Consider the following 23852-nt stretch of genomic DNA (forward strand, 5'->3'; position numbering starts at 1 on the left):
TCAGGTCGCTCCTTCGCGGCGCGGTGGAACCGTCAGGGTGAAGGGCTCGAGCCCGACGGCCTCGGCGGGCGGCCCGGCCGCGGCGAGTTGCCTCGCCCGCACCACGTCCTGGTCGGAGGCGGGCGGCAGGGTGCCGCACACCGCCCCCAGGACGGATGCGTACGGCGAGCCCGACTCGCCGAGCCCCGCGTGCAGCATGTCGAGTGGAACCCGGTGCGCCGACAGCAGTCCCGCACCCGTGGCGGCGTCGACGAGCGCGGCGAACTCGAGCACCACGGTCAGGTGATCGGCCGATTCGTCCTTCGGCGGTTCGACCCCGGCGCGGCGGTAGGCGTCGGCGAAGGCCAGGATCTCGCGGCCGCGGTTGCGGGTGTCGCCCGCCGTCCAGTATGTGAGGTACAGCGTCGTGCGGCGCCGGAGATCGAACGTCTCGACGTACTGCGCCGCCGCGGTGTACGGGTCCGTCTCGCAGAGGAATCGATGCGTCCGCGCGAGCAGCCTCCGGGAATCGGGCGGCAGGTGTCCGAGGATGTCGGCGACGACGTGGAGCCGCTCGTCCGAGCCGTCGTCCGGATACGCGAGCAGCAGTGCCGCCGCGTGCCACACGAGACGGTCCCGGGTGCGGTCCCGCCGACGCCGGAACAGACTGGTCACCGCCGATCACTCCGCTCGGGAAACATGCCGGCCGGGGCGCCTTTGCCGTCCCAGTTCAGCAGGTTCACGCGGGACGGATGGCTCGCGTTGGCGGACATCTCGTCGGTGGTCTGCCGCTCGCGCAGCGCGTGGAACGTCTCGACCGCCACGGGGACCGGGCCGCCGCTGGCCTCACCGAAGGGGCCGGACTCGTGCATGCCGGGGCCGCCCTCGAAGTCGAGTGCGCATTCCGTCGCCGTCTCCTCGAGGCGGTGCCCGTCGGCGGCGTACGCGGTGGGAATCACGTACCGCTCATCATATTTCGCGACTGCCAGCAGCCGGTACATCTGGTAGATCTGCTCCTCCGTCATCCCCACCGCCTCCGGGATATGAGCCTGCGGTTCGCGACCGAGGTTGATGTCACGCATGTACGACCGCATCGCCGCGAGACGCCGCAGGACGCCGTCGACCACCTCGGTGTCGCCGGCGGTGAACAGCCCCGCGAGGTACTCGACCGGGATCCGCAACGATTCGAGCGCACCGAACAGGTTGCCCACGTCCTCCCCGTCGTGACCGTCGCGGCTGACGGCGTCGACGACGGGTGACAGCGGCGGCACGTACCACACCATCGGCATCGTCCGGAATTCCGGATGCAGCGGCAGCGCGACCCGGCAGTCCTTGATCAGGGCGTGCACGGGTGAGTTCTGAGCCGCCTCGATCCATTCGTCCGAGATCCCCTCCGCCCGGGCGCCCTCCACGACGGCGGGGTCGCGGGGGTCCAGCAGGAGATCGAGTTGCGCCTCGTACAGATCCGTGTCGTTCTCTGCCGATGCCGCGGCGAGGACCTTGTCGACGTCGTAGAAGAGCAGGCCGATGTAGCGCAGCCGACCGACGCACGTCTCCGCGCACACCGTCGGCAGTCCCACCTCGACGCGCGGATAACAGAATGTGCACTTCTCGGCCTTGCCGGTCTTGTGGTTGAAATACACCTTCTTGTACGGGCATCCGGACACGCACATCCGCCACCCGCGGCATTTGTCCTGGTCGACGAGCACGATCCCGTCCTCGGACCGCTTGTACATCGCGCCCGACGGGCAGGAGGCGACGCACGACGGGTTGAGGCAGTGCTCGCAGATACGCGGCAGATAGAACATGAACGTCTCTTCGAGCTCGAGCTTGACCTTGTCGCTCACCTTCTTCAGGACCGGATCGTCCGGGACGATTTCCGGCGAACCCGCGAGGTCGTCGTCCCAGTTCGCCGACCACTCGACCTTCATCGGCCGGCCGCTGATCAGGCTGCGCGGCGCCGCGACGGGCATGTGCTCGCCGAGCGGTGCCCGGGTGAGGTTCTCGTAGTCGTACGTCCAGGGCTCGTAGTAGTCGTCGATGGACGGCATCTTCGGGTTCGAGAAGATTCGCGAGAGCTTCTTCCACCGGCCGCCGTCACGCAGACGCAGCCGTCCCTTGCCGTCCCGCACCCACCCACCGCGCCACTTCTCCTGGTCCTCGTACGTGCGCGGATAGCCCTGACCGGGGCGGGTTTCGACGTTGTTGAACCACACGTACTCGGTGCCCGCGCGATTGGTCCACGCTTGTTTGCACGTCACCGAACAGGTGTGGCAGCCGATGCACTTGTCGAGATTCATCACCATCGCGAGCTGAGCCATGACACGCATCAGTACGTCACCTCCTGCGAGCGACGACGCACCACCGTCACCTCGTCGCGTTGGTTTCCGGTGGGCCCGAGATAGTTGAACGCGAACGACGTCTGGGCATAGCCGCCGGCCAGGTGGGACGGCTTGATCAGCAGCCTGGTCAGCGAATTGTGGATGCCCCCACGCTTTCCGGTGGTCTCGGTGAGCGGCACGTCGATGGTGCGTTCCTGCGCGTGGTAGACGTAGACGACGCCGTCCGGCATCCGGTGCGAGACGATCGCCCGGCACACCACCACGCCGTTGCGGTTGACCGCCTCCACCCAGTCGTTGTCCCGCACGTCGATCTTCGCGGCGTCGTTCGGGCTCATCCACATGGTGGGCCCACCCCGAGACAGCGACAGCATGAACAGGTTGTCCTGGTACTCGGAGTGGATCGACCACTTCGAGTGCGGCGTCAGATACCGCACGCTCAGGCCGATCCCGCCCTGCCGGTCACCCACGGCGGGTTCGCCGAACAACCGGGCCATGTCGAGCGGCGGGCGGTAGATGGGGAGCTGCTCCCCCAGTTCCTCGATCCAGTCGTGGTCGAGGAAGAAGTGCATGCGCCCGGTGAGCGTGTGGAACGGTTTCAGTTCCTCGATGTTCACCGTGAACGGTGCGTACCGGCGACCGCCGGTCTCGCTGCCCGACCATTCGGGGCTGGTGATCACCGGCACCGGTCGGGCCTGCGTGTCCGCGAACGAGATCCGGCGCTCCTCACTCCCTTCGGCCAGGTGCGCGAGCGGCCTCCCCGTCCGTTTCTCCAGTTCGCGGAATCCCTGGACGGCGAGTCTGCCGTTCGACGTCCCCGACAACGCGAGGATGGTCTCGGCCATCTTCTCGGCGGTGTCGAGCGCCGGCCTGCCCGCGGCGACACCCGAGTCGAGGACGCCGTGCCCGGCGGCGAGTTCACGCACCTCGCGGTCCGGATGCGTGGTGACTCCTTTGGTGGTGAGCCCGGCCTTCTCGACGAGCGGGCCCAGGGCCGCCCACTTCTCGGCGACGGCGGGATAGTCCCGTTCGACCACCACCAGCGGCCCCATCGTCCTGCCCGGGACGGGTGTCTCACCTCGCGCCCGCCAATCCTGTTCGGTGCCGCCCCGGTACGCCATCGCGCCCGGGGTGTCGTGCTGCAACGTGCCCATCACGACGTCGCGGCGCACGCCGAGGTGCCGCCGCGCGAGCACGCTGAACGCCTTCGCCACCGCACCGAAAGCGTCGAAATCGGAACGGGTTTCCCACGGCGGGTCGATCGCCGGCGAGAAGGCGTGCAGGTACGGGTGCATGTCGGTGCTCGACAGGTCGGACTTCTCGTACCAGGTGGCGGCGGGCAGGACGACGTCCGACAGCAACGTGGTGGACGTCATCCGGAAGTCGATGGACATCAGCAGGTCGAGCTTGCCCTCCGGGATGTCGTCGCGCCAGGTCACCTCGTTCGGACGAAGGTCCTCGGGTGTCGGCTCCGCCTGTAGATTCGACGACGTGCCGAGGAGGTGCCGGAGAAAGTACTCGTTTCCCTTGCTCGACGAACCGAGCAGGTTGGCGCGCCACACGCTCAGCACGCGAGGCCAGTTCCGGGGGTCGTCGGGGTCGGTGAGCGCGAATTTCAGCTCCCCCGAGGCCAATCGGCTCGTGACGTGTTCCACGACGTCGCGGCCCTGGGCGTCCGCCTCGTCCGCCAGGTCGAGGCTGGAGCGGTGGAACTGCGGGTAGAACGGTGTCCATCCCATCGAGACGGCCGAGGTCATCACGTCCATCGTGTGCCGGCCACGGAAGTTTCCCCGGCCGGTGGGACTCGCGAGGGCGTCGGCCCGATAGCCGTCGTACCGCCACTGGTCGGTGTGGACGTACCAATACGACGTGCCCGCCATCTGGCGTGGCGGGCGACTCCAGTCGGTGCCCATCGCCACCGTCGCCCATCCGGTGACGGGACGGCATTTCTCCTGCCCGACGTAGTGTGCCCACCCGCCGCCGTTGCGGCCCATCGAACCGGTGAGCAACAGCAGGCTCAGCACTGCCCGGTACGTCGCGTCGCCGTGGAACCACTGGCAGATCCCGGCGCCCATGATGATCATCGAGCGCCCGCCGGAGTCGATCGCGTTGGTTGCGAACTCGCAGGCGATCCGGATCACCTGCGCCGCCGAGACACCGGTGATCGGTTCCTGCCACGCCGGTGTGTACGGGACGCTCACGTCGTCGAGGCCGTCGGGCCACTCACCGGGAAGCCCGGCTCGCGCGACCCCGTACTGCGCGAGCATGAGATCGAAGACGGTGCACACCCGGATGTCGCCGACCCTGCGGACCGGCACTCCGCGCACCAGGGTCTCGCCGTGGCCGTCCGGGGTATCGAATCGCGGCAGGTGCACGGCGGCGGTCTCCCCCGCGCCGCCGGGTGCGGCGACGGTCAGTGCGGGCACGACGTCACCGAGGTCCAGATTCCATTTCCCCACTCCCTCCTCGCCGTACCGAAATCCGAGAGAACCGTGCGGAACCACCACCTCGCCCGTCGCACCGTCCACCAGTACGGGTTTGAAGGCGGCGTTCTCGCTCGACTCACCGAGATCCGCGGCGGTGACGTTCTTTCCCGGCACGAGGAGGCCGCCGCGGTCCTCGAGCGCGACGAGGAACGGCAGATCCGTGAACTGCCGCACGTAGTCGACGAAGAACGGTTCCCGCCGCGTCACGAAGAACTCCGACAGGATCACGTGGCCCATCGCCATGGCCATCGCGCCGTCCGTGCCCGCGGCGCAGGGCATCCATTCGTCGGCGAACTTCGTGTTGTCGGCGTAATCGGGGCTGATCGACACGACTTTCGTTCCGCGGTAACGCACCTCGGCCATCCAGTGCGCGTCGGGAGTCCGGGTGACCGGGACGTTCGAGCCCCACATCAGCAGGTACGACGCGTCCCACCAGTCGCCGGACTCGGGAACGTCGGTCTGGTCGCCGAACACCTGCGGTGACGCGACCGGCAGATCGGCGTACCAGTCGTAGAACGAGGTCATGACGCCGCCGAGAAGTTCGACGAAACGCGATCCCGCGGCGAACGACACCATCGACATCGCGGGGATCGGCGAGAACCCGGCGACCCGGTCGGGACCGTATTCCTTGATGGTGTGCACGTGGGCGGCGGCGATCATCTCGGTGGCCTCGGCCCAGCTCACCCGAACGAGCCCGCCCTTGCCCCTGGCCTGCTGATATTTCCGGCGTCGCGCGGGGTCGGCCTGGATGTCGGCCCACGCGTCCACTGGATCACCGAGACGCTCGCGAGCCTCCCGATACATCTCGACGAGTACCCCGCGCGCGTAGGGGTAGCGCACCCGTGTCGGCGAGTACGTGTACCAGGAGAACGCCGCACCGCGGGGGCAGCCTCGGGGTTCGTACTCGGGGCGGTCGGGACCCACCGACGGGTAGTCGGTCTCCTGGGTCTCCCACGTGATGATTCCGTCCTTCACGTAGATCTTCCACGAACACGATCCGGTGCAATTCACCCCGTGAGTGGAGCGCACGACCTTGTCGTGACTCCACCGATCCCGGTAGAAGACGTCGCCCTGACGCCCGCCTTCCCGGGTGACGGTCCGCAGGTCGTCCGAGAACACTCCGGGGGTGAAGAAGCGCCCTCCTCTGAGCAGGGCTTCTTCTGCGGGACCACCGGTGTGCGGGATGACCACGTCAGTTCTCCTTCAGGTCGAGTGCGTCGGGACCGAGGTATCGGGTTCGCGCGCCGCCAGTCGAAACGCGGTGTACAGCAGGGCGATCAGTGCGGTGATCGCCAGTAGGACGAGCCCGAACGTGTAGTCGTTGTGCACCGGGTCGTAGGTGGCGCCCATCACGAGCGGCGGGAAATAGCCGCCGACACCACCCGCGGCCGCCACGATCCCGGTGATGCTGCCGACGCTCGCGGCCGGGGATCGGCGCGCCACCCACGCGAACACACCGCCCGTCCCGATGCCGAGGAACACGGCCAGCGTGATGAACGTGACGGCCGACCAGAAGTCCGGTGGGGGTTGGAATGCGGCCACCACCGCCATCACCCCGGTGCCCGCGAGGGACGTGAGCACCACGAACTTCGGAGGTATGCGGTCCGACAGCGCACCGCCGATCGGTCGCGCGATCACCGCGGCGAGTGCGAATCCTGCTGTACGCGTGCCCGCGTCGACGGCGGAGAAGTCGTAGATCGTCTTGATGTAGGTGGGCAAATAGTTGCTGAATGCCACGAAACCACCGAACACCACCGCATACAGGAACGACATCTCCCACGTGACCCGCAGGCGGGCCGCGGCTTTCAACTTCGGCAGCACCGGTTCGGTGTGCGGTTCGAATGCCGGCGCGTCGCGCATCACGGCGATACACACCAGCGCGGTGACCCCGAGTGCGGCGGCCACGATCACGTGCGTCGGAAGAAGGCCGAACCAGCCCACCATCCGTGGGGTGAAGAACGCCGACAACGCCGTGCCGACCATGCCGGCACCGAAGACACCGGTGGCGAAGCCTCTCCGCGCGGGCTCGTACCAGTTGTTCGCGAATGGAATGCCCACCGCGAATACCGTTCCCGCGACGCCGAGGAAGAATCCGAAGACGAGCAGCAGCACATAGGAATCGATCGAGCCCGCGAATCCCACGGCCAGTACGGGAAGTATCGACGCGAGCGAGATCGCGATGAACATCGATCTGCCACCGAATCGGTCGGTGAGCGCCCCGACCACGATCCGGCCGAGCGACCCGACCAGGATCGGTGTCGCGACCAGCATCGACGCCTGGGTGCTGCTGAGCGACAACGCCTCGGCGTACGTGGTCGACAGGGGGCCGATCATGTTCCATGCCCAGAAGTTGATCGCGGAAACCCAGGTGGCCAACGCCAGGTTCAGAGTCCGCGCCGAATTCGTTACCTCAGGATGTCCTGAACGCACCCATCCATGGAACCGCAGTTGCCGCGAGATCGTGGCAATTCGGACAAACATCCGGGGACGCGGCGGCGCCATCGCCGGGTCAGCGTGGAGCGTCGCCGTACCGGAGGTCGGTTGCGGCGAGCACCGCGATGCGCTCGGTGCGCTGGCCCGGCCGGATCATCTCCCGCGCCTCCAGCATCCTCGTGCGGGACGAGAGTGCGGGACCGAACGGCACGTCCTCCGACGCGACCACGTCCACGCGCAGTCCCCGTTCCTCCAGCATTGCCCGGGTCTTGTCCACACCGTTGAGCGTCGACTGGACGAGGAGCAGGGTGCCGCCGGGGGCGAGAAGGTCGGGGGTCTCGCTGCAGATCCGGTCGAGCACGGCGCGCCCGTCGACGCCGGCATCCCAGGCCCGCGCGAGTACCCGGCCCGGCCTGCCGTCGTCCGTCGCCGGCGCGTAGGGCGGGTTGGCCACCACCACGTCGAAGCGCAGGGTCCGGACCGAGTCCACCAGGTCACCCCGCACGACGCGGATCGTCCGGCGGTTCAGTTTGGCGTTGAGCCAGGTACTGATCGCGGCCCGGCGCGACACGTCGACCGCCGTCACCCACCCCGCTCCCGCCGCGCACGCCTCGACGCTCAACACCCCTGTGCCACAGCAGAGATCGAGCACGCGGGTACCCGGTCCGAGATCGCGGGCCGCCAGCACCTCGGCGAGCAGCCAGGTGTCACGCTGGGGGCGATACACCCCGGGCAGACGAACGAGCATGATCGGCTCCCTCCCTCGCCGTTCCCTACAAGCGTGGCCAGTACCCCGAGTTACACGCAACTCGACACGGGCCAATTCACCCGGTGTTCACCTCCGGTCCCTCCCCGAACCGCATCTGCGGTGTCTGCGGGGTCGAACCCGGGTACTCCTCCCCCGTGCCGCATTCCTTCTCAGCTGATTCCGACGCCTCGGTGGATGTCGCGTGGGCGCTCGTCGCCCGGCCCTCGCGCTGGCCCGAATGGGCGCCGCACGTGCGCGGCGCGTGGGGCCTCGGGTCCCCCGAGATTCAGGCCGGCCGGCGCGGCGCGGCGCGGCTGCTCTGGATCGTGCCTGTTCCCGCATCGATCTCGGCCAAGACGCCGGGCCGTTCCTGGACCTGGCGTGTGGGACCGATGACGCTCGATCACGCCGTCGAGCCCCGCGGTGCCGGATCACGGATCACGATGACGATGTCCGCTCCCGGCCCGCTCGACTCGGTGCTCGGCGCCGCCTACGGCCCGGTGGTGCGGACCCTCGTCCGTCGCCTCGCCCGTGTCGCGGGTGAACGCTAACCGACGGCCACCGGCGGCGCGTCGTTCGGAGCGAGTTGAGCGCCGATCTTCCGGAACAGCCTGTCGGCCTCGTTCTTGTAGGCCCCCGTGTCGTCGAAGGCGGCCTGTTCGTAGGTGACGGCGACGGCGATGGCGATCTTCTGGGAGGGCAGATAGGCCTCGGCCGCGGCGGACCCGCTGAACAGCGGGTTCTGCATCAGCCAGTTGCCCACGATCGGCAGTCCGAGCCCGTAGGTGTAGTTCTCCGACTGCGGGAAGCAGGTGGTGCAGCCGGGCAGCGCAGTCGTCTTGCCGCGCAGGTCCGTAGACACCATGGCCGCGTAGGACTCGGGCGAGAGCAGTTCGCCCGTGCCGATGGCGACGGCCGTGTCGTGGAGGTCGTAGATGTTCGTGGTCTGGATGGCTCCGTGGGTGATGGTCCAGGACGGGTTCCAGTACGTGGATTCCTCGTAGAACGGCGCACCGGGCGGGATCTGCAGGGCCTCGCGCCGCTCGGACGAGAACGCGTGCAGGACGGGTTCGGGGATCACTGCCGTCCCCGGATCCGTGGTGGCGTCGAGGCCGAGCGGACCGAGCACCTTGTCCTGCATGAGGTCCGTCATCGGCTGACCGGTGATCTTCTCGAGAGCCAACCCGAGGATGATGTAGTTGGTGTGGGCGTAGTTCCAGTTGGTCCCGGGTTCGTAGAGCAGGGGCTTGGACGTGGCGAATGCCAGGAGTTCCTCAGGCGTCCAGTTGCGGAACGGCGCCGCGTAGAGGGCGTCGGCGAATTCGGTGTTGCCGATGACGTAGTCGACGTAGCCCGAGGTCATCTGCGCGAGCTGACGGAGGGTCACGCGGTCGGCGTTCGGAAGGTCGGGCAGCCACTTCGACACCGTGTCGTCGAGGCTCACCTTCTTCTCGTCGACGAGCTGGAGCAGCAGCGTGGAGACGTAGGAGATGGCGACGGCTCCGTTGCGGAAGTGCATGTCGGTGGTGGCGGGCACCCCGGTCATCGACTCGCCGAGAGCCTGGGTGACGATTTCCTTGCCGTCGACCGTGACACGCACGATCACGGCCTTCAGGTGGCTCTCCGCCATGGCATCGCGCACGATGGTCATCACCGCGTCGGCCTGCGCCGGATCGGCCGACGCGAGGGCAGATCCGCTGCTCGCGTCCGAGGAGGACACATCGGAGGACGAGGTGTTCGACGTGCATGCGGCCAGGAGAACGAGGACGCACGTCAACAGGAGAACCCGCCGAGTCGGTGCCATACCCGAGCTTGGCAGATGCGGGCGGCCCCGGGGAATGAAAACCGTGGAGCCGGCCAGGATTCCGGTCAGATTATCGGCCGGCGCAGGTAGAGATCGCGGAGAAGCGCCACCTCGGCGCCGTGATGGATGACTTCCCGGTTGATGTGCAACACCAGTGCCGCCATCGGATAATCCGCGAACGGTCCCTCGCTGGGGCCGCACGGCCGGGCGAACCCCTCGGCTCCGAGGCTCCGGACGCCTGCGGACCAGGCGGCATACTTCTCGTCGAGTTGCGCGAGCGCCTCCGCAGCGGTGCCGGCGTACTCGAACGTCTGATAGTCGACGGGCGGCCCGCCGAAGTGGCTGGCAATCCGCATACCGAAGACGCCGACGACGACATGCCCGAGCCGCCACGCGATGGTGGTGACCGGCGGCGGGTCCGGTGCGGGAAAGGCGAAGTCGATGGTGAACGCGCCACTTCCGGCCTGGACCGGCGCCTGCGACTCCCCGCGCGGGCGCACACTCCAGCCGTCCGGCGCGGGTTCCCAGAAATACTCTTCGTCGGTCAACCCCTCCAGCCGGGGACGCAACTGATGCTCCCAGTGCCAGCCGAGCTGATCGGCAAGTTCGTGCGGCCAGTCCATGTGGTGACTCCCCTCTCCCTTGTCGCCGATCGGACACCGGTCCCGAGACGCCTACCGCACACCGTCCGGGTCTCGGACCCCCGGGTGATTGGCCCGGAGGTTCATTGCCGCCAGCCTGACCGTCCGCTCGATCCGCCGCTGCCTCGTGTCGGGCTTCCTGGCTGACGCTATCCACTCGAGAATCAACCGTGTCGAAGACGGCGGAAACTTGTCGAAGTTCGCGCGTGCAGCGTCGTGTCGCCCGAACGCTGCCCGCAGATCGCCGGGGGCGACCGTGCCGTCCCCGTTGGCCGTGTTCTCCCAGGTCCCTTTGGCCTTGGCCAGTTCGATGGCGGCGAAACCGTGCTCGGTCATCAGCCCCTGCTCGATCATGTCCGCCGCACGCTGCCGGTTCACCCGGCTCCAGGTACTGCGCGGGGTGCGCGGCGTGAAACGCAGTTGAGAACTGTCGGCGTCTCGTCTGCGGTGCAGGCCGTCGATCCACCCGAAGCACAACGCCTGCTCGATCGCCTCGTGGTATCGCACGCTCGGCGTTTCGCTGTCCTTGTGGTGGATGATCAGCCAGACCTCCTTCTCGGACCGGCAGTTCTCCGAAAGCCAGGCACGCCACTGCTCGGTCGTGCAGGCGACGACGGTGTTCACGTCGTGGGTGTCCATCACGCGCCTGCCTTTGCAGCCAGAGTGTCCAGGTAGTGCTGGTTGAACATCACGCCGAGGATGTTTCCGAACGGGTCGGTCACGGACGCGGTGACGAATCCCGGCCCGTGTTCGACCGGCTTCCCGTGCAGGGTGGCACCGAGGGCCAGCAACTGCGCGACGCTCGCCTCCAGATCGTCGACGTGCCAGTAGGTCATCGTGTTCTCGGCTCCGTGTGACCTGTCGGGCGTCGCGAATCGGCGGTCGATGATGCCGAGTTCGTGCTGGTAGTCGCCGATCCGGAACTCGATGTAGGCGGGGGCACCCTCCACCGAGCGCACGAAGTACGGCTCCACTCCGAGCAGTTCGGTGTACCAGGCCTGGGCGGCGGTGAGGTCGTCGGCGTAGAAGTTGACGGTGGTGAGTCCTCGCAACATGGGTGGTTCCCTTCCTCGGCCGTTTACATCACCCATCCTCCGGTTCAAAGTGCTCACCAATTGAGCACTTTCCGGGGGAAACTGAGAACATGCGCGCTGACCGACTCGTCGCCACCCTCTTGCTGATGCAGTCCCGGGGTCGGGTGACCGCCGCCGAGGTGGCGGACGAACTGGAAGTATCCGTCGCGACCGCTCGCCGCGACCTGGAGGCGCTGTCCGCTGCGGGGATCCCGGTATACCCGCAGTCCGGGCGCGGCGGAGGGTGGTCGCTCATGGGCGGCGCTCGCACCGACCTGAGCGGGTTGTCCGCGACCGAGGCGCAGGCCCTGTTCCTGCTGGTCGGCCCGGCAGCCGCCGTCTCGGGCGAGGCGAAGGCGGCGCTGCGGAAACTCGTCCGGGCGCTGCCGCAGACCTTCCGGGCCGATGCCGAGGCCGCCGCCAGCGCCACCATGATCGATCCCACCCGGTGGGGCGAGCGCGACCGCCGCAGGCCCGAGATGGTCGACGTGCTGCAGGCCGCCGTGATCCGGCGGCGGAAGGTTCGCCTGACCTACACGAACAGTTCCCGGCAACGATCCGAGCGACTGGTCGACCCGTGGGGTCTCGTCGACAAGGACGACATCTGGTATCTCCTGGCCGGGACCGAACGGGGGCAGCGGACCTTCCGAGTCGACCGGATCGTCCACGCCGAATCGACGGAGCAGACCGCGGCGCGCCCCGACGACTTCACACTCACCGCGGCATGGGAAGAAGTGGTCGGCGAGGTGGAACAGCGGCGCTCGACGACCTGGGCGACGGTACTCATCGACGCCAGGTTCGTGCCGATCCTGCGCGATCACTTCGGGCGTCACTGCCACCCGGACGGTGAGGACGACGACGGTCGCGCCCGGGTGCGACTCGCCGCACCGACCCCGTTGGACATCGCCCGGAACCTCGCCGGCTGGGGGTCGACGGTCGAGGTGCTCGAACCGCGATCGGTCCGAGCCGAGCTCGCCCGGATCGGCACAGAACTCGCCCACAAGTATGCCGGCGAACAGGAATGACCGAACCTCAGTCGGTCAGGTAGCGCTCCACCGTCTCGACCTTCGCTCGCAGCTGATCGCTGCGACCCGGCCGGATATCCGCTTTGAGTACCATACTGACCCGCGGAAACTGTTCCAGCAGAACATCCGTCGCACGCTTCACGACGGCCATCACCTCGTCCCACTCACCCTCGACGGTGGTGAACATCGACGTGGTCTCATTGGACAGCCCGGATTCGCGGACCACCCGCACGGCCGACGCGACCGCGGCACCGACACTGTCGGAGTCCCCGCCCATCGGGCTGACGCTGAATGCCACCAGCATGTGCTCTCCTTCTCCGGGGATCGATGACCACCATCGAATCACCTCGACCCACAGACACACGTCGGACGGCACCCCTTGTCAGGGGGCGCCGTCCGCGAGCACGAACGTCTGGTTACCAAGCTGCATGGTTGCGCGGGGTGAAATGTGGCCTCGGCGTCAGACATCCCCCCGCCTGACGCAAGCCCACCGCGCTGAGCCCAGTTAGTGGGCCGTGCTTGTGCGTGGGTGCCTACAACTCGTGCTGGGCGCCACGGCCGAGAGGTGGAATCTTCTCTTCCGGTCCAACCTAGGTCTGCCGTGGATCCGTACCTCAGGTCTACCCCGCATTTCCGGATAAGGCAATGAACATGAGCGCGAACGCCTCCGATTCGCCGGGTGGCCGAGTTGCAAGGTCACCGACCCGGCCCGCTCGGCACGACAGACCTCACTGGTGAGGCGTACAAAGGAAAGACGCCCATAGGCTCGGCAGTGGCGAGACAAGCCGCCACCCGCGCGATCTGCGTTACGGGAAGAGCAATCTCCTCCCCTACACGCACAGAGAGGACTTCGCATGGGATTTCCGTGGGCATCACGGGCACGATCGGATGCGTACTGGGAGCAACAAGTCTCCAGCGAAGCGCGCGTCTCCGCCTGTGGCGAAGCGAAAGAATCCGCACCTGCCGACATACGCCCGACACTGGCCGACCACAGCCTGACTCACCGCAACCCTGACGCCCCACCTGCAGATCACAGCGAGTAGATTCGCCGGCCTCCGGAGACTTCGCTACCGGCGACTCCGCCAACTCGAATCGGTCAGCTTCATATTCGGCACAGCGGCAACTTCATTCAGTCCTGGATGTCCGAATGTTTCGTCACGAGTCTGCCGGCCACGCCGGCACGCGGCCCCGCGACCAGCAGCGGACAATGCCTCGGCACGCCGAGCGGACCGATCGACCACAGCCGGACCGATGATGCTGTGGCCGGAGGCGCGACCCTGTACGTGACAGAACACTAGGCCGTTCGGGGCAGGGGCGACCCTGTCGACGTGCCGGCGTGCGCCTGCCGCCGCAGCGCCTCCAGATTCTGCCGCATCTGCGGCCGCATATCCCGGTGCTGCGGCTGCAGGCGCGAGTAGAGCGCGAGCAGCGGGCGGTACGGCAGAACGTCGATCCGATACGAGTGCGTCACCCGGGTCCCGTCGCCGTCCGCTCTGAAGATGTACGACCAGGTGGTCGAGTCGTGGTACAGCGGGTTGCGCCGATCCGACACCGTCCGGAATTCGAACTTCCTGCCGGGATCCGCGGCGGTCACCTCGCACACCCGCGACCAGCGCATGTGATGTGCGCGGTTGTGCCCCCGGAATCGGGCGCCCACGGTCCCCGGCGACCGTCCCGGTAGCCACGCGCAGCCGCGGCACTCGGGGCTGCGTTCGCTGATGCGGGTGACATCGGCAACCACGTCGTACAGCTGCCCGGCCGGGACGTCGATCCACAGTTCTGCCGAGCCCTCGGTGCGGGGTCGCTGGTGGAGCCGCGGGCTGACGTCGAGGTCTGCGCCCCACCGGGCGGCGCACGCCCGCCGGTATGGTCGTTTGAACGTATGGATCAGCATGAACCGGGTGGCGGGACCGACTTTGCGAACGGTGACGTCGTAGTCTTCCCGGTCGACACCGTCGACAATCCAGTGAGCTTCGATCCCCAGCTCCCGCTTGGTCTTCGAGGCGATGAACACCTGCTGCTCCACGTCGTCCCACTGACGACGGGTCAGGGTGCGGGCGACCACCGGCATCATCTCGTCCTCTTCGCGCTGCAGATGCGGCAGCAGAACTTGTTCGAGAGCGGTGAGGGAATGCGAAAGGTCTTCTCGGGAAGCCGGATAGGCACGGTATTCGGTTGCCGCGGCGGTGACCCGCTCTATCTCGGGGCCGATTCGCGCATGGTCGGCGTCCATCGCGTCGAGCAGTGCTCCGGCGGCCGGGTTCAACTCACGGACCAGCGGCCACAGCCCACTGTCCTCGCCGCTGTGGTGCAGGTGCAGGAAATGCATCATCCACACGAGATGGTCGGCGAGGGCGACCCGCTGGGTCTGCGCGGGCGGCGGTGCCGTGCGCAGCACCTGCGCGGCGCGCACAATATCGCGGCGCAGCGCGCTGTGGACGATGCGCATGATTCGAGTGTCGGCGGGCGGCCGAGTGTCGGTTGTCATGACCTACTCCAGACAATGTGCCCGAATGTCACACCGGGCGGTCGAGGATCTCTTCGATGCGGTCGATCAGCCATGACTCGTAGCGGACGCGACTCCAACCGCATTCGTCCACGAGCAGGGCGTAGACCTGGTCGCCGGTCTGGACCCACAGTTCGTCGACCTGGCCAGGGTCGGCGTGATGGCCCGTGATCAGCTGTGCGACGTCGGCGACCGAGCGCCTGCGCTGCCCCTCCAGGTCGGCGGCCGCCGCTGCGAGCGTGGCATCCGCTGTCGCACCCTGGCGGATAGCGACGGCCAGGCGGTAGATGCGCTCGTTGATCCTGGCGATCATGCGCGCACCCATCTCGATGCGGTCGCCGGTCGTGCTCCCCGTACCGATCGCCGTGTAGACGGGCCGGTCGGCCAACGGCACCTGGGCATCATCGCCGACGATGGCGACCTCCAGCGCCGCCGTCAACAGGCGGGCCTTGGATCCGAACGTCGTGTAGACGGTTTCGACGGAAACCGCCGAGGCCCGCGCGACATCCCTCATGCCGGTGCCGACCCACCCGTGCTCGGCGAACAACCGGGTGGCGGCCTCCAGTACGACCGCACGCGTCTGAGCTGCCTGCAACCGACGCAGCGGAGAGCGGTACGGGCGGGTCCCAGATCCGCCCGGCTCCGCCGAGTCGTACTCGACCGTCGCCATACCCCCCATTCTAGAACGCACGAGTTTTCAATACAACACTGTTCAAGGGATTTACGGGAAGGCCCCTGCCAACCCGAACACGTTGAGAGAGAATCCCTTCCAGCACACCGCAAGTTTCGGGGTCCCTCACACCATGCGCGCCAGGTGCCGATGACGCTGCACAACCGTGTAGGTCAACACGAGCCCGACGTGGACCGCGATCGCGGCCAGTAACGCGACCTGCGCAGCGACACGCACCGCAAGCCCGAACAGCTCGAACCCCGCAGTTCATAGTCCCCTCGCGGCGTCCACGACAGTCCGGCGCCGTCCCGGTAAGCCGACCGGACGCACAGGCGACGGTCGTCCGCGACAGTTCCGGACCAGAACCCCCGTATTCACATCAGCACGCCTGCCGACTTTAGGTGCGCACCACAAGTGCGGTCTGCATTTGCCGGACACACGATTACGCCGATCTGCGCCAAGATCTCGCACTGTGCGGGCTCTACCGCGACGCCGCCACAGCCCTCGGACGCACCATCGACGACGCCACCCCCACCCGGCAGGGATCCACCGACATGGGCAACGTCTCCCACCTCGTACCCGCGCTCCACCTCTCCCCCAGCAGTCTGTACCGGGCCTTCGCCGGCGAACAACTCGAATTCCGAGAACTCCTTCTCCTCGGGATTCTCCGACCCGCGCACTTCAGCCGCGCGTTCCGGACCCGATTCGGGTGCAGCCCGAGCGACAACCGCCACGCCTGGCCCGCTCGCCCTCACCGGGATACCGCGACGGTTGGTGTCCGACAGCAGCTCCGATCGGACATGATCAGGTCGTGGCAACCTTCAACGACTACGACACATACGCGTCGGCGTACGACGCCGACATCGAGGACAACGTGTACAACGCGTTGTACGAGCGACCCGCAACATTGGCGCTGGTCGGCGATGTCGCAGGCCGGAAAGTACTTGACGCGGGCTGCGGCAGCGGTGCGCTGTCGCAGGCACTCGCCGCCGCTGGTGCTGCCGTCACCGGCATCGATCTCAGCACCGGTCTGCTCGCGATCGCCCGAAGGCGCCTGGGTCCCGACGTGCCGCTGATCCGGGCGGATCTCAACCAGCAGTTGCCCATTCGGTCATCGGCCTTCGATGCCGTCGTCGCCTCGTTGGTGATGCACTACGTCCACGACTGGTCGAGACCGCTGACCGAGTTTCGCCGGGTACTCGTGCCAGGCGGGTACGTCGTCATCTCGACCCACCACCCGTTCGTGGACTTCAGGCTTGCCGGGCAGGGCGACTATCTCGGAACGTACGAGTTCACCGAGGAATGGGTGAAGTCCGGCGAGACTTTCCCCATGAAGTTCTGGCACAGGCCGTTGCACGCCATGTTCGACGCATTCACCGCAGCAGGATTCACCGTCGAACGCATTTCGGAGCCACGACCGGGTGCGGGGGTGCGCGATCGCTCCCCCGAACATTTCGAGCGGCTCAGCCGTGAGGCACCGTTCATCTTCTTCACCCTGCGCGTCAGGGAAGATGCATCAGCTTCCTGGCGAGGGTGAAGAGACGGCGGGCGAGTCTCACCACGGGCAGGCCCAGAGGAAGCAGGATGACCGTCACGCAGAGCACCCCACCGACGAGCCATACCACCGCCGCGACAATGCCCAGCACCGTGCCGAGGATGGCCGTGAGGATACCCAGCACCACGTCGAGCAGGCCCCGTAGTAATCGCATGACGACCTCCTGACCTCCTGGTTCCAGTCTGCGCGCCGACGGGCCGAAGCGCACCTCTGAAAGCCGCCCGTCAAGGGAGGGAATACGGCTGCACCGCGCATCGTTGACACACTCGACGGTGTTCGACCCAATGCCCCGGGTACCACATTGAAAATTGTCGCTTCGAGCGACCACTTGCCGAGAGGCGCACTGGCGGGCACCGTCACCCCCGACCGGGTCAGACCTACATTGCGTAGCGTGCCTGCGAAGGAAACGAAGCCGCTGACACCGTCAGGTGCCGGCGGCTTCTTGCGTGCGCTACACCACCCGCTCCAGCGCGCGCACGTCGGCATCGAGCTTCCGGTACAACCAGTACACGGCGACGAACGCGAGCCCGGAGGCCGCGCACAAGCCAAGGACCGAATCGCGCACGAGGGGAAGCTCCGCAGGCTCGAGGGTGCTGAATCCGGCCAGCACCCCGACGAGCGGCACGGATGCCGTCACCGCCAGGTAGATCGTCGTTCTTCGGCGCAGCCCACGAAGTACGACGGTGTCGTGCGCAGTCGTGACGCTGTGACGCAGATAGATGGGATAGACACAGCGAACGACGTAGAACGTCGACAGAAAGAACGTGTACGCAACGGAGATGGTGCCCGCGACAAGAACAGTCGTCGCCGCATGGACCATCAGCCGGGCCGGAAGGTCGGTGAACCAGCGAAGGAACATCACCCCGGCCACGGACGCGCAGACGGCGAACACGAACGTGTTCAGAGCACACATATCGCCCCAGACCAGTGTTCGCGACCGCACCCGCGCGAGGACGGCCTCGTCGTAGCGTCTGCCCTTGCGTAAGCCGCGGGGAACCGCGAGCAGATCGCGCGACATGTAGGCGTAGATGAGGACCGCCAGCGGCCAGGCACAGAGGTTGAAAACGATCGTGCTCGTGTAGAGCTTCGAGTAGGTGGCATCGGACAGGCGCTCGTTGAGCAGTTCCTGGAGGTGCACGGCCAGATAGATGGTGGCCAGGCCGATGCCGACCAGCGAGGACGACCACAGGATGGGGGTCGGCGATCGTGACAGTCGCGCCCGCCAACTGTTCGGAGGTGGATAGACCAGGTCGCGGGACCTCTCCTCGAGGCACAGGTCGAGCTGCTGAGCCAATTCCGAACCGGACGGGTAGCGATCTTCGCGGTCCGGCGACAGACACTTCAGGAGCACACGGCGCAACGCCATGGGGCAATCCGGCGGAAGCTCCGACAAGAATTTCGCGTCGACGGGACTTCGCCGAAGTTCGAGCATGCGGGCCAGCGACGTCTCCGACTCGCCGGCGGACGTTTCGTCCGCGAAGGGACGGCGTCCCGTGAGCAACTCCCACAGCATCACAGCGAGCGCGAAGATGTCGCTCCGCGTGTCGAGATCGGCGGCGGTCGCCGGCGAGCCCGGATGGCAGGCTTCGAGCTGTTCGGGCGACATGTACGCCAGCGACCCGCCGAAGTACGCCAGCGGGCTCGTGCCCTTGATGCGATTGCTGGCGCTGACGTTGAAGTCGGCCAACTTCGGAATTCCCTCGGCGCTCAGCAGCACGTTCGCGGGTTTGATGTCTCGATGCAGAACCCCCCGCTCGGATGCGTGCTGAAGCGCGTCCGCGAGTCGGCGGCCCAGCCAGGCGACAGTCTCCGGCCACGTCAGTGAGGCGGCACGTGTTCGAACAGCGGACTCGGTGGGCCGAACCTCACCCTTGGCGGCAAGGACGCCGTCGACGGCATCGAGCAGTAGTTGACCACTACGGTGTTCCGGCGGCGTCGAGCGCAGTAAGTGCACCACGTCGAGCAGCGTTCCCCCCGGTAGATACTGCATGTAGAGCAGCTTCAGCTCGCCGTCGGCGATCAGTCGCTGGTCGAAGATCCGCACGATGTATTCGTGGTCCAGTTGGGCGAGGGTCTGCGGCTCGATGCCGTGGTTGTGGGAAATCTTGACCGCGACCAGTCGTTGCATCGATTGTTGCCGAGCCAGATACACCTGGGCGAAGGCGCCGGACCCGATCCTCATCAAAAGGTCGAAATCGTCGACACGGTCGCCGACATCGATGTTGCCGAGAACAACTTGCGCCAATGGACGGGCAATCATCGTGCTGCAGTAGTCACTCGTCAGATCGTCGAGGTCGGGGCCACCCGCAGTGGTGGCCGCCTCAGCGGCCATGGTTGCCGTATCGACTCCGTGCGCACTTCGGCGCAGGGCGTGGAATTCCTCGTAGACCAGGTCGGCAGGAAGCGGACCCTCCTGCAACTCTGCGAACTCCGCACGGTATTCGGTCAGTCGTTTGGGGAAGCAGTGGCGAACCCAGCGGTATTCGAGGTCGATCTTGATCAGTTCGATCAGAATCGAACGCCGCTCCGCCGGTTCGCGGGGTAGGAACGCGGACAGGTCAGGCGGGGACCCGGACCCCCAAGCCTCTGAAAATCGTGCCACGACGGTGGCAAGCGCTGTGCGGGTTCGTTCGGCTGATTCGACCAGATCGGCCGGCTCGTACATCGGTAGCTCGGAGTGCAGCCCCGGGCGATCACACGCCGACTACGCGCGGTGCGGCCTTGTGTCGTTGTCGACCCACATTGTGTCCTTCCGCCGACTCTCCCCGCTCAAGGGTAACGCTCGGATACGAACGCAGGGGCGGCATAAGCGCGGATCGGCCATGGCGGTCGGGACCGCCAAAGCCGAAGCCTACCGTCGAGTATTTGCCGGTACCTGCGCCGATGCAGCACGAGACCCACCCTGCGCGAGGCACGATAGATCGGGAGGTCGGCGCCGCTGACACGGATTTCAACGGCAACCACCGACGGCGATCGTGAGGGTGGTCGGATGAGCAACACGACATCTGTCGTGGGTCGACGGGTGCTGGGGCTGGTGTTCTTCCTCGTCCTCGCGCTGTTTTTGGCACTCTCCGTCGGCATGTTCGACAAGACCTTCACCAAGGTCGTCGAGGTCGACCTCGTCACGGACACCGCCGGACATGCCCTGCCGCCCGATGCCGACGTGAAGGTCCGGGGCCTCATCGTCGGCGAGGTGCGCTCCGCGTCCTCCGAGGAGGACGAGGTCACCCTGGCCCTCGCGATCCAGCCGGACAAGGCGGAGCTGATTCCGTCCAACGCGACGGCGCGGCTGCTGCCCAAGACGCTGTTCGGTGAGCGCTATGTGTCGCTGATCGTTCCGGAGGGCGACACCGCTCCGCCGATCCAGGCCGGCGACACGCTGCGTCAGGACAAGAGCGGCAACGCCGTCGAGGTCGGCGAGGTTCTGGACGGTCTGCTGCCGCTGCTGCAGGCGATTCCGCCGCAGGACCTGGCGAACACGCTCGGCGCGTTGTCCCAGGGACTGAGCGGCCGCGGCGCCGAACTCGGCCTGACACTCGACCGTCTCGAGGAGATCTTCGGCGGGCTGAACACCGAACTTCCTGCCATCCGGGAGGATCTGCGCGGACTCGCGGATTTCTCGCAGACGTATTCCGAGGCGGGGCCCGACCTCGTCGACGCCCTCGACAACCTGCGCGCCACCGGGAACACGGTCGTCGAGAAGCGAGGTGAGATCGCGCGACTGCTCGTGACGCTCACCGGAACGAGTTCGTCCACCGCGGACCTCCTGCAGACCAACGCCGAATCGATCGTCAGTATCGCCGCCGATTCGCGTGAGGCGCTGCAGCTCCTCGGCCGCTACTCGCCGAGCTTCGGTTGCACTCTGGCGGACTTCGTGAAGGCCGAACCGATAGCCCGAGAACTGCTCGCCCTCGACGATCCCTATCCAGGCGGTCGCGGTTCTGTTCAGTTCGTCAACCCGAAGGGTCGCTATCTGCCCAACCAGGACGAGCCGCGCCTGCTCGACAACCGCGGACCGGCTTGCTACGACGACGTCACCGCACCCGGCGGGAACTTTCCGCAATACCCGGGCGGATCGTTCAACGACGGCTCCTACCAGGTGCCCTCACGAAATCCCGGCCCCTCGACCATCGAATACCTCCCGGCGCCCGCCGGGGTCCCCGATCAGGTCCCGGGGTACGGAGCCGAGGTCACGCCCGCAAGTTACGCGGGTTCGAAGATGGAGCAGGACACGTTGGACGTCGTCTACGGCGAGGCCGGGGGCATGGCACCGGAGGACGTGCCGAGCTGGACGACACTCGTCGGCGCCCCGACCATGAGGGGAACCGAGGTGACCTTCAACTGAATACGTTCAGAGGGCCACCAGCCCCCCGTAGGCAAGATCGTCAGACTGTGGCAGCCAGCGCGGCGACTCCCGGTCCGTCGAGGTCGTCCAGTGCCACCCTCCGACCGGAGACGGCCAGGAGGAGCGAAAGGGCGGTGCCGCTCACCTCGGGACCGTCGCCGATCGATATGTCGGCGTCCGCTGCCGTCAGCCGGACACGGGCCACGATTTCTTTGGCGCCACCGAAGGACGCCGGGGTGCGTGTCTGGAGGCGCAGCGACCTGTCGACGGCTTCCGCCGGGTAGGAGCGGGTGAGTCCCAAGGGCCGACGGATGTCCTCCCCGTGAACGATCTCTTCGACGAGCCGGCTGTCGAGGGGCGCCGGAGGCGTCGAGGTGCGCGACGCCACCTGACGAAGCCGCTCCAACGTCTCCTGTGGTGAGGCGCCGCGCTCGCGCTCCACACCGCGTGCGTTCTGGCGGTCGAAGTCGAAACGGGCCCGGGCGAGGGCGACCACGAAACCGAGACGCGTCGTCCGAGCCGTGTCGACCAGGTGGGCGACCACGTCGTGCACGGTCCACTCGCCGCAGAGCGACGGCTCGTCCCACCGCGCGGCGTCGAGACTCCCGAGGTCGTCGATCAGCGCCGCACGCTCCGCGTGCACCATCGACCAGACATCTTCCACAGCTCGCTCCTTCGGTCGGCCACATCGTATGCACGGTAAGACTCGTCGAGACACGGAATCTCATCGCTGCTCGGGGAACGACCGAATGAGAGCCGACCCACATGGTCAGCTGTCGATGGTGAGCAGGTCTGCGAGGTTGTCCAGGCTTGCCTGCACCGTGCGTGAGTACGCCTTCGCGACTATCGGGTCAGCCAGCTTGCCGAAGATTCCTCCGAGGCCACTTTCGCTTTCGACCCGATAGGTGAACAGGGTGCCGCCGTCGATTTCTTCGAGCCTCGTCGTCGCGGTGAAGCCGACCTTGCTCTCCACCGACTTGGACGTGGCCACCTTCAACGGCTCGTACTCGACGAATTCGGTCACCCAGTCGAGGCGCCTACCCAGAATGCGGGTTACCCCGCGCCACCGGGTGCCCACCCCGAGTTCCCCGTCGGTGAGCTGCTCGCATTCAACGGTGGACGCCTCCCACGACGGCCAGTTCTCCGCGACGGTGACAAAACTCCACACTTCCGACGCAGGACGGGCGATGACGACGGACTGCTCGACAACCGGCATGGTGATCATCCTTCTGGTGATGGCTGGATCGGAGTCGACCTGCCTCGTCACGCTCCTCAGGCGATGTAGGGCCAGAAGACAGGAGACCGGTCTGTTTGATTTTCCCTCTACGCGGGGTCGCTGTCACTGATGGTTAGCGCATCAAAGCGCTGGTAGCGGTGTAGACAAGCCGACGAAACGCCGGCGAAACCGGTGCTGGATCGATCGGCCGAGGAGCAGAGATGGCCGAACCATGACATCGGATCGCCGTACGCTTCGGATCACCTTCGAGTTGACCGCCGAGAAGTACCACGCCGCTCGGCCCCGCTGTCCGTCGGCGCGCTACGACGAACTCGTCCTCCCGAGCGGACTGCGCCCAGGTGACTCGCTACTGGAGATCGGAGGAGGCTCGGGCACGGCCACCGTCGAACTTGCGCGGCGGGGCTTCACCATCACGTCGGTCGAACTCGGGCATGAATTGGCAGAGATCGCGCGTGCGAATGTGGCGCCGTTCCCCAACGCCGAGGTGGTCTGCGCCGATTTCGAGCACTGGGAGCCGGCACCAGGCGTGACCTACGACCTCGTGTGCGCGGCAACATCCTGGCACTGGATCGACCCCGCAACGCGATACTTCAAGGCGGCCAGTCTCATTCGCGTGGACGGCTACCTCGACCTTCTCGACACCTTCTCCGGTCTCATCGCCATGGCGACATGGCAACGGGAACGGCTGTACAGCGAGATTCGTCGTCGAGTTGCCGAGCGGCCCGAACACCGCATCCAGCGGCACTTCGGTGCGGTCCTGCACGTTGCCCGCCGCCGCAACCGGGCCATTCCTCCGAATCCGCACCGCTCCGGCTCGATCCCGTAAGCGCAGGTCGAAACCCGACCGACTCGCCGGTCAAGGCTGCGGAGTGTCGCACGCTTCGGTGTCGCCGTCGAACGCGCACAGGCAATGCGGCTCCACTCCCCCGAACAGTGCGACCGCCAACCCCATTACGCCCACACCGCCGGCCAACACCGCACCGAGCATGAACACCTCAGTCATCCGACCGT

The 23852-nt window shown here is 66.8% G+C and carries 22 protein-coding genes; 5 read left to right on the plus strand and 17 right to left on the minus strand.

All coding sequences use genetic code 11. The features are described from left to right. The 5 genes from narJ to WKC72_RS26985 all read right to left on the minus strand — a co-directional run bounded on the left by narJ (position 1) and on the right by WKC72_RS26985 (position 7985). Positions 1–654 carry a nitrate reductase molybdenum cofactor assembly chaperone gene (narJ, locus tag WKC72_RS26965; protein ID WP_370180381.1) on the minus strand — a complete coding sequence of 218 codons (654 nt, stop codon included), beginning with the start codon at positions 652–654 and terminating at the stop codon, positions 1–3. Then, complete coding sequence (gene narH / locus WKC72_RS26970; RefSeq protein WP_370180382.1) at positions 651–2309, minus strand: nitrate reductase subunit beta; 1659 nt, start codon at positions 2307–2309, stop codon at positions 651–653. Before narH ends, narJ begins: the two co-directional genes overlap by 4 nt. Continuing rightward, positions 2309–5995: a nitrate reductase subunit alpha gene (locus WKC72_RS26975; protein ID WP_370180383.1), complete on the minus strand. Its 3687-nt coding sequence runs from the start codon at positions 5993–5995 to the stop codon at positions 2309–2311. Before WKC72_RS26975 ends, narH begins: the two co-directional genes overlap by 1 nt. Before the next feature lie 12 nt (positions 5996–6007). Further along, complete coding sequence (locus WKC72_RS26980) at positions 6008–7138, minus strand: nitrate/nitrite transporter (protein ID WP_370184539.1); 1131 nt, start codon at positions 7136–7138, stop codon at positions 6008–6010. Between the two features lie 175 nt (positions 7139–7313). Further along, positions 7314–7985, minus strand: a complete 672-nt coding sequence (locus tag WKC72_RS26985) for a HemK2/MTQ2 family protein methyltransferase (protein ID WP_112299215.1) — start codon at positions 7983–7985, stop codon at positions 7314–7316. Positions 7986–8140: 155 nt separating this feature from the next. On the opposite strand from WKC72_RS26985, the gene WKC72_RS26990 reads away from it, so the two are divergent. Then, positions 8141–8536: an SRPBCC family protein gene (locus WKC72_RS26990; RefSeq protein ID WP_037232575.1), complete on the plus strand. Its 396-nt coding sequence runs from the start codon at positions 8141–8143 to the stop codon at positions 8534–8536. Here the strand turns inward: WKC72_RS26990 and WKC72_RS26995 are convergent. The 4 genes from WKC72_RS26995 to WKC72_RS27010 form a co-directional block, all read right to left on the minus strand. Continuing rightward, complete coding sequence (locus WKC72_RS26995; RefSeq protein WP_112299216.1) at positions 8533–9789, minus strand: serine hydrolase; 1257 nt, start codon at positions 9787–9789, stop codon at positions 8533–8535. The genes WKC72_RS26990 and WKC72_RS26995 overlap by 4 nt on opposite strands. Positions 9790–9854: 65 nt before the next feature. After that, on the minus strand, positions 9855–10412 hold the full coding sequence (locus WKC72_RS27000; protein WP_112299217.1) for a DinB family protein: 558 nt from the start codon (positions 10410–10412) through the stop codon (positions 9855–9857). A 51-nt stretch (positions 10413–10463) separates the two neighbouring features. Next, positions 10464–11069, minus strand: coding sequence for a YdeI family protein (locus WKC72_RS27005; RefSeq protein ID WP_370184541.1), 606 nt, complete (start codon positions 11067–11069; stop codon positions 10464–10466). Then, the gene (locus WKC72_RS27010) at positions 11069–11485 is read right to left on the minus strand and encodes a VOC family protein (protein WP_037232583.1); all 417 of its coding nucleotides are present in this window, start codon (positions 11483–11485) and stop codon (positions 11069–11071) included. Before WKC72_RS27010 ends, WKC72_RS27005 begins: the two co-directional genes overlap by 1 nt. 89 nt (positions 11486–11574) lie before the next feature. Between WKC72_RS27010 and WKC72_RS27015 the strand changes: the two genes are divergently transcribed. Then, positions 11575–12528 (plus strand): helix-turn-helix transcriptional regulator, encoded by a 954-nt coding sequence (locus tag WKC72_RS27015; RefSeq protein WP_370180384.1) that lies wholly within the window; start codon positions 11575–11577, stop codon positions 12526–12528. Between the two features lie 7 nt (positions 12529–12535). Here WKC72_RS27015 and WKC72_RS27020 read toward each other — a convergent pair whose 3' ends face one another. From WKC72_RS27020 to WKC72_RS27030, 3 genes are all read right to left on the minus strand, one after another. Beyond that, positions 12536–12832, minus strand: coding sequence for an MTH1187 family thiamine-binding protein (locus WKC72_RS27020; RefSeq protein WP_370180385.1), 297 nt, complete (start codon positions 12830–12832; stop codon positions 12536–12538). Positions 12833–13822: 990 nt separating this feature from the next. Then, on the minus strand, positions 13823–15016 hold the full coding sequence (locus WKC72_RS27025) for a hemerythrin domain-containing protein (RefSeq protein WP_112299222.1): 1194 nt from the start codon (positions 15014–15016) through the stop codon (positions 13823–13825). A gap of 28 nt (positions 15017–15044) precedes the next feature. Then, positions 15045–15704: a TetR/AcrR family transcriptional regulator gene (locus tag WKC72_RS27030; RefSeq protein WP_370180386.1), complete on the minus strand. Its 660-nt coding sequence runs from the start codon at positions 15702–15704 to the stop codon at positions 15045–15047. 811 nt (positions 15705–16515) lie between these two features. Here WKC72_RS27030 and WKC72_RS27035 point away from each other — a divergent pair. Further along, complete coding sequence (locus WKC72_RS27035; protein ID WP_037232686.1) at positions 16516–17241, plus strand: class I SAM-dependent methyltransferase; 726 nt, start codon at positions 16516–16518, stop codon at positions 17239–17241. On the opposite strand, the gene WKC72_RS27040 is transcribed toward WKC72_RS27035, so the two are convergent. Together WKC72_RS27040 and WKC72_RS27045 are read right to left on the minus strand one after the other, a co-directional pair. Then, positions 17207–17413: a hypothetical protein gene (locus WKC72_RS27040; RefSeq protein WP_025432377.1), complete on the minus strand. Its 207-nt coding sequence runs from the start codon at positions 17411–17413 to the stop codon at positions 17207–17209. The two genes, WKC72_RS27035 and WKC72_RS27040, sit on opposite strands and share 35 nt — an antisense overlap. A gap of 297 nt (positions 17414–17710) precedes the next feature. Continuing rightward, entirely contained in the window at positions 17711–19924 is a 2214-nt protein-coding gene (locus WKC72_RS27045) for a serine/threonine-protein kinase (RefSeq protein WP_037232600.1), read from the minus strand. A 324-nt stretch (positions 19925–20248) separates the two neighbouring features. Between WKC72_RS27045 and WKC72_RS27050 the strand changes: the two genes are divergently transcribed. After that, entirely contained in the window at positions 20249–21604 is a 1356-nt protein-coding gene (locus WKC72_RS27050; protein ID WP_037232603.1) for an MCE family protein, read from the plus strand. A 40-nt stretch (positions 21605–21644) separates the two neighbouring features. Here WKC72_RS27050 and WKC72_RS27055 read toward each other — a convergent pair whose 3' ends face one another. Both WKC72_RS27055 and WKC72_RS27060 read right to left on the minus strand, forming a co-directional pair. Continuing rightward, the gene (locus tag WKC72_RS27055; RefSeq protein WP_370180387.1) at positions 21645–22268 is read right to left on the minus strand and encodes a maleylpyruvate isomerase family mycothiol-dependent enzyme; all 624 of its coding nucleotides are present in this window, start codon (positions 22266–22268) and stop codon (positions 21645–21647) included. Between the two features lie 105 nt (positions 22269–22373). After that, on the minus strand, positions 22374–22829 hold the full coding sequence (locus WKC72_RS27060; RefSeq protein ID WP_370184544.1) for an SRPBCC family protein: 456 nt from the start codon (positions 22827–22829) through the stop codon (positions 22374–22376). Positions 22830–23052: 223 nt separating this feature from the next. Between WKC72_RS27060 and WKC72_RS27065 the strand changes: the two genes are divergently transcribed. Beyond that, positions 23053–23667: a trans-aconitate 2-methyltransferase gene (locus WKC72_RS27065; RefSeq protein WP_370180388.1), complete on the plus strand. Its 615-nt coding sequence runs from the start codon at positions 23053–23055 to the stop codon at positions 23665–23667. Positions 23668–23697: 30 nt separating this feature from the next. Here WKC72_RS27065 and WKC72_RS27070 read toward each other — a convergent pair whose 3' ends face one another. After that, complete coding sequence (locus WKC72_RS27070; protein WP_174233777.1) at positions 23698–23844, minus strand: hypothetical protein; 147 nt, start codon at positions 23842–23844, stop codon at positions 23698–23700. Positions 23845–23852: the final 8 nt, after the last annotated feature.

Source organism: Rhodococcus wratislaviensis, from assembly GCF_041228765.1.
In the GTDB taxonomy this organism is placed as follows: Bacteria; Actinomycetota; Actinomycetes; order Mycobacteriales; family Mycobacteriaceae; genus Rhodococcus_F; species Rhodococcus_F wratislaviensis.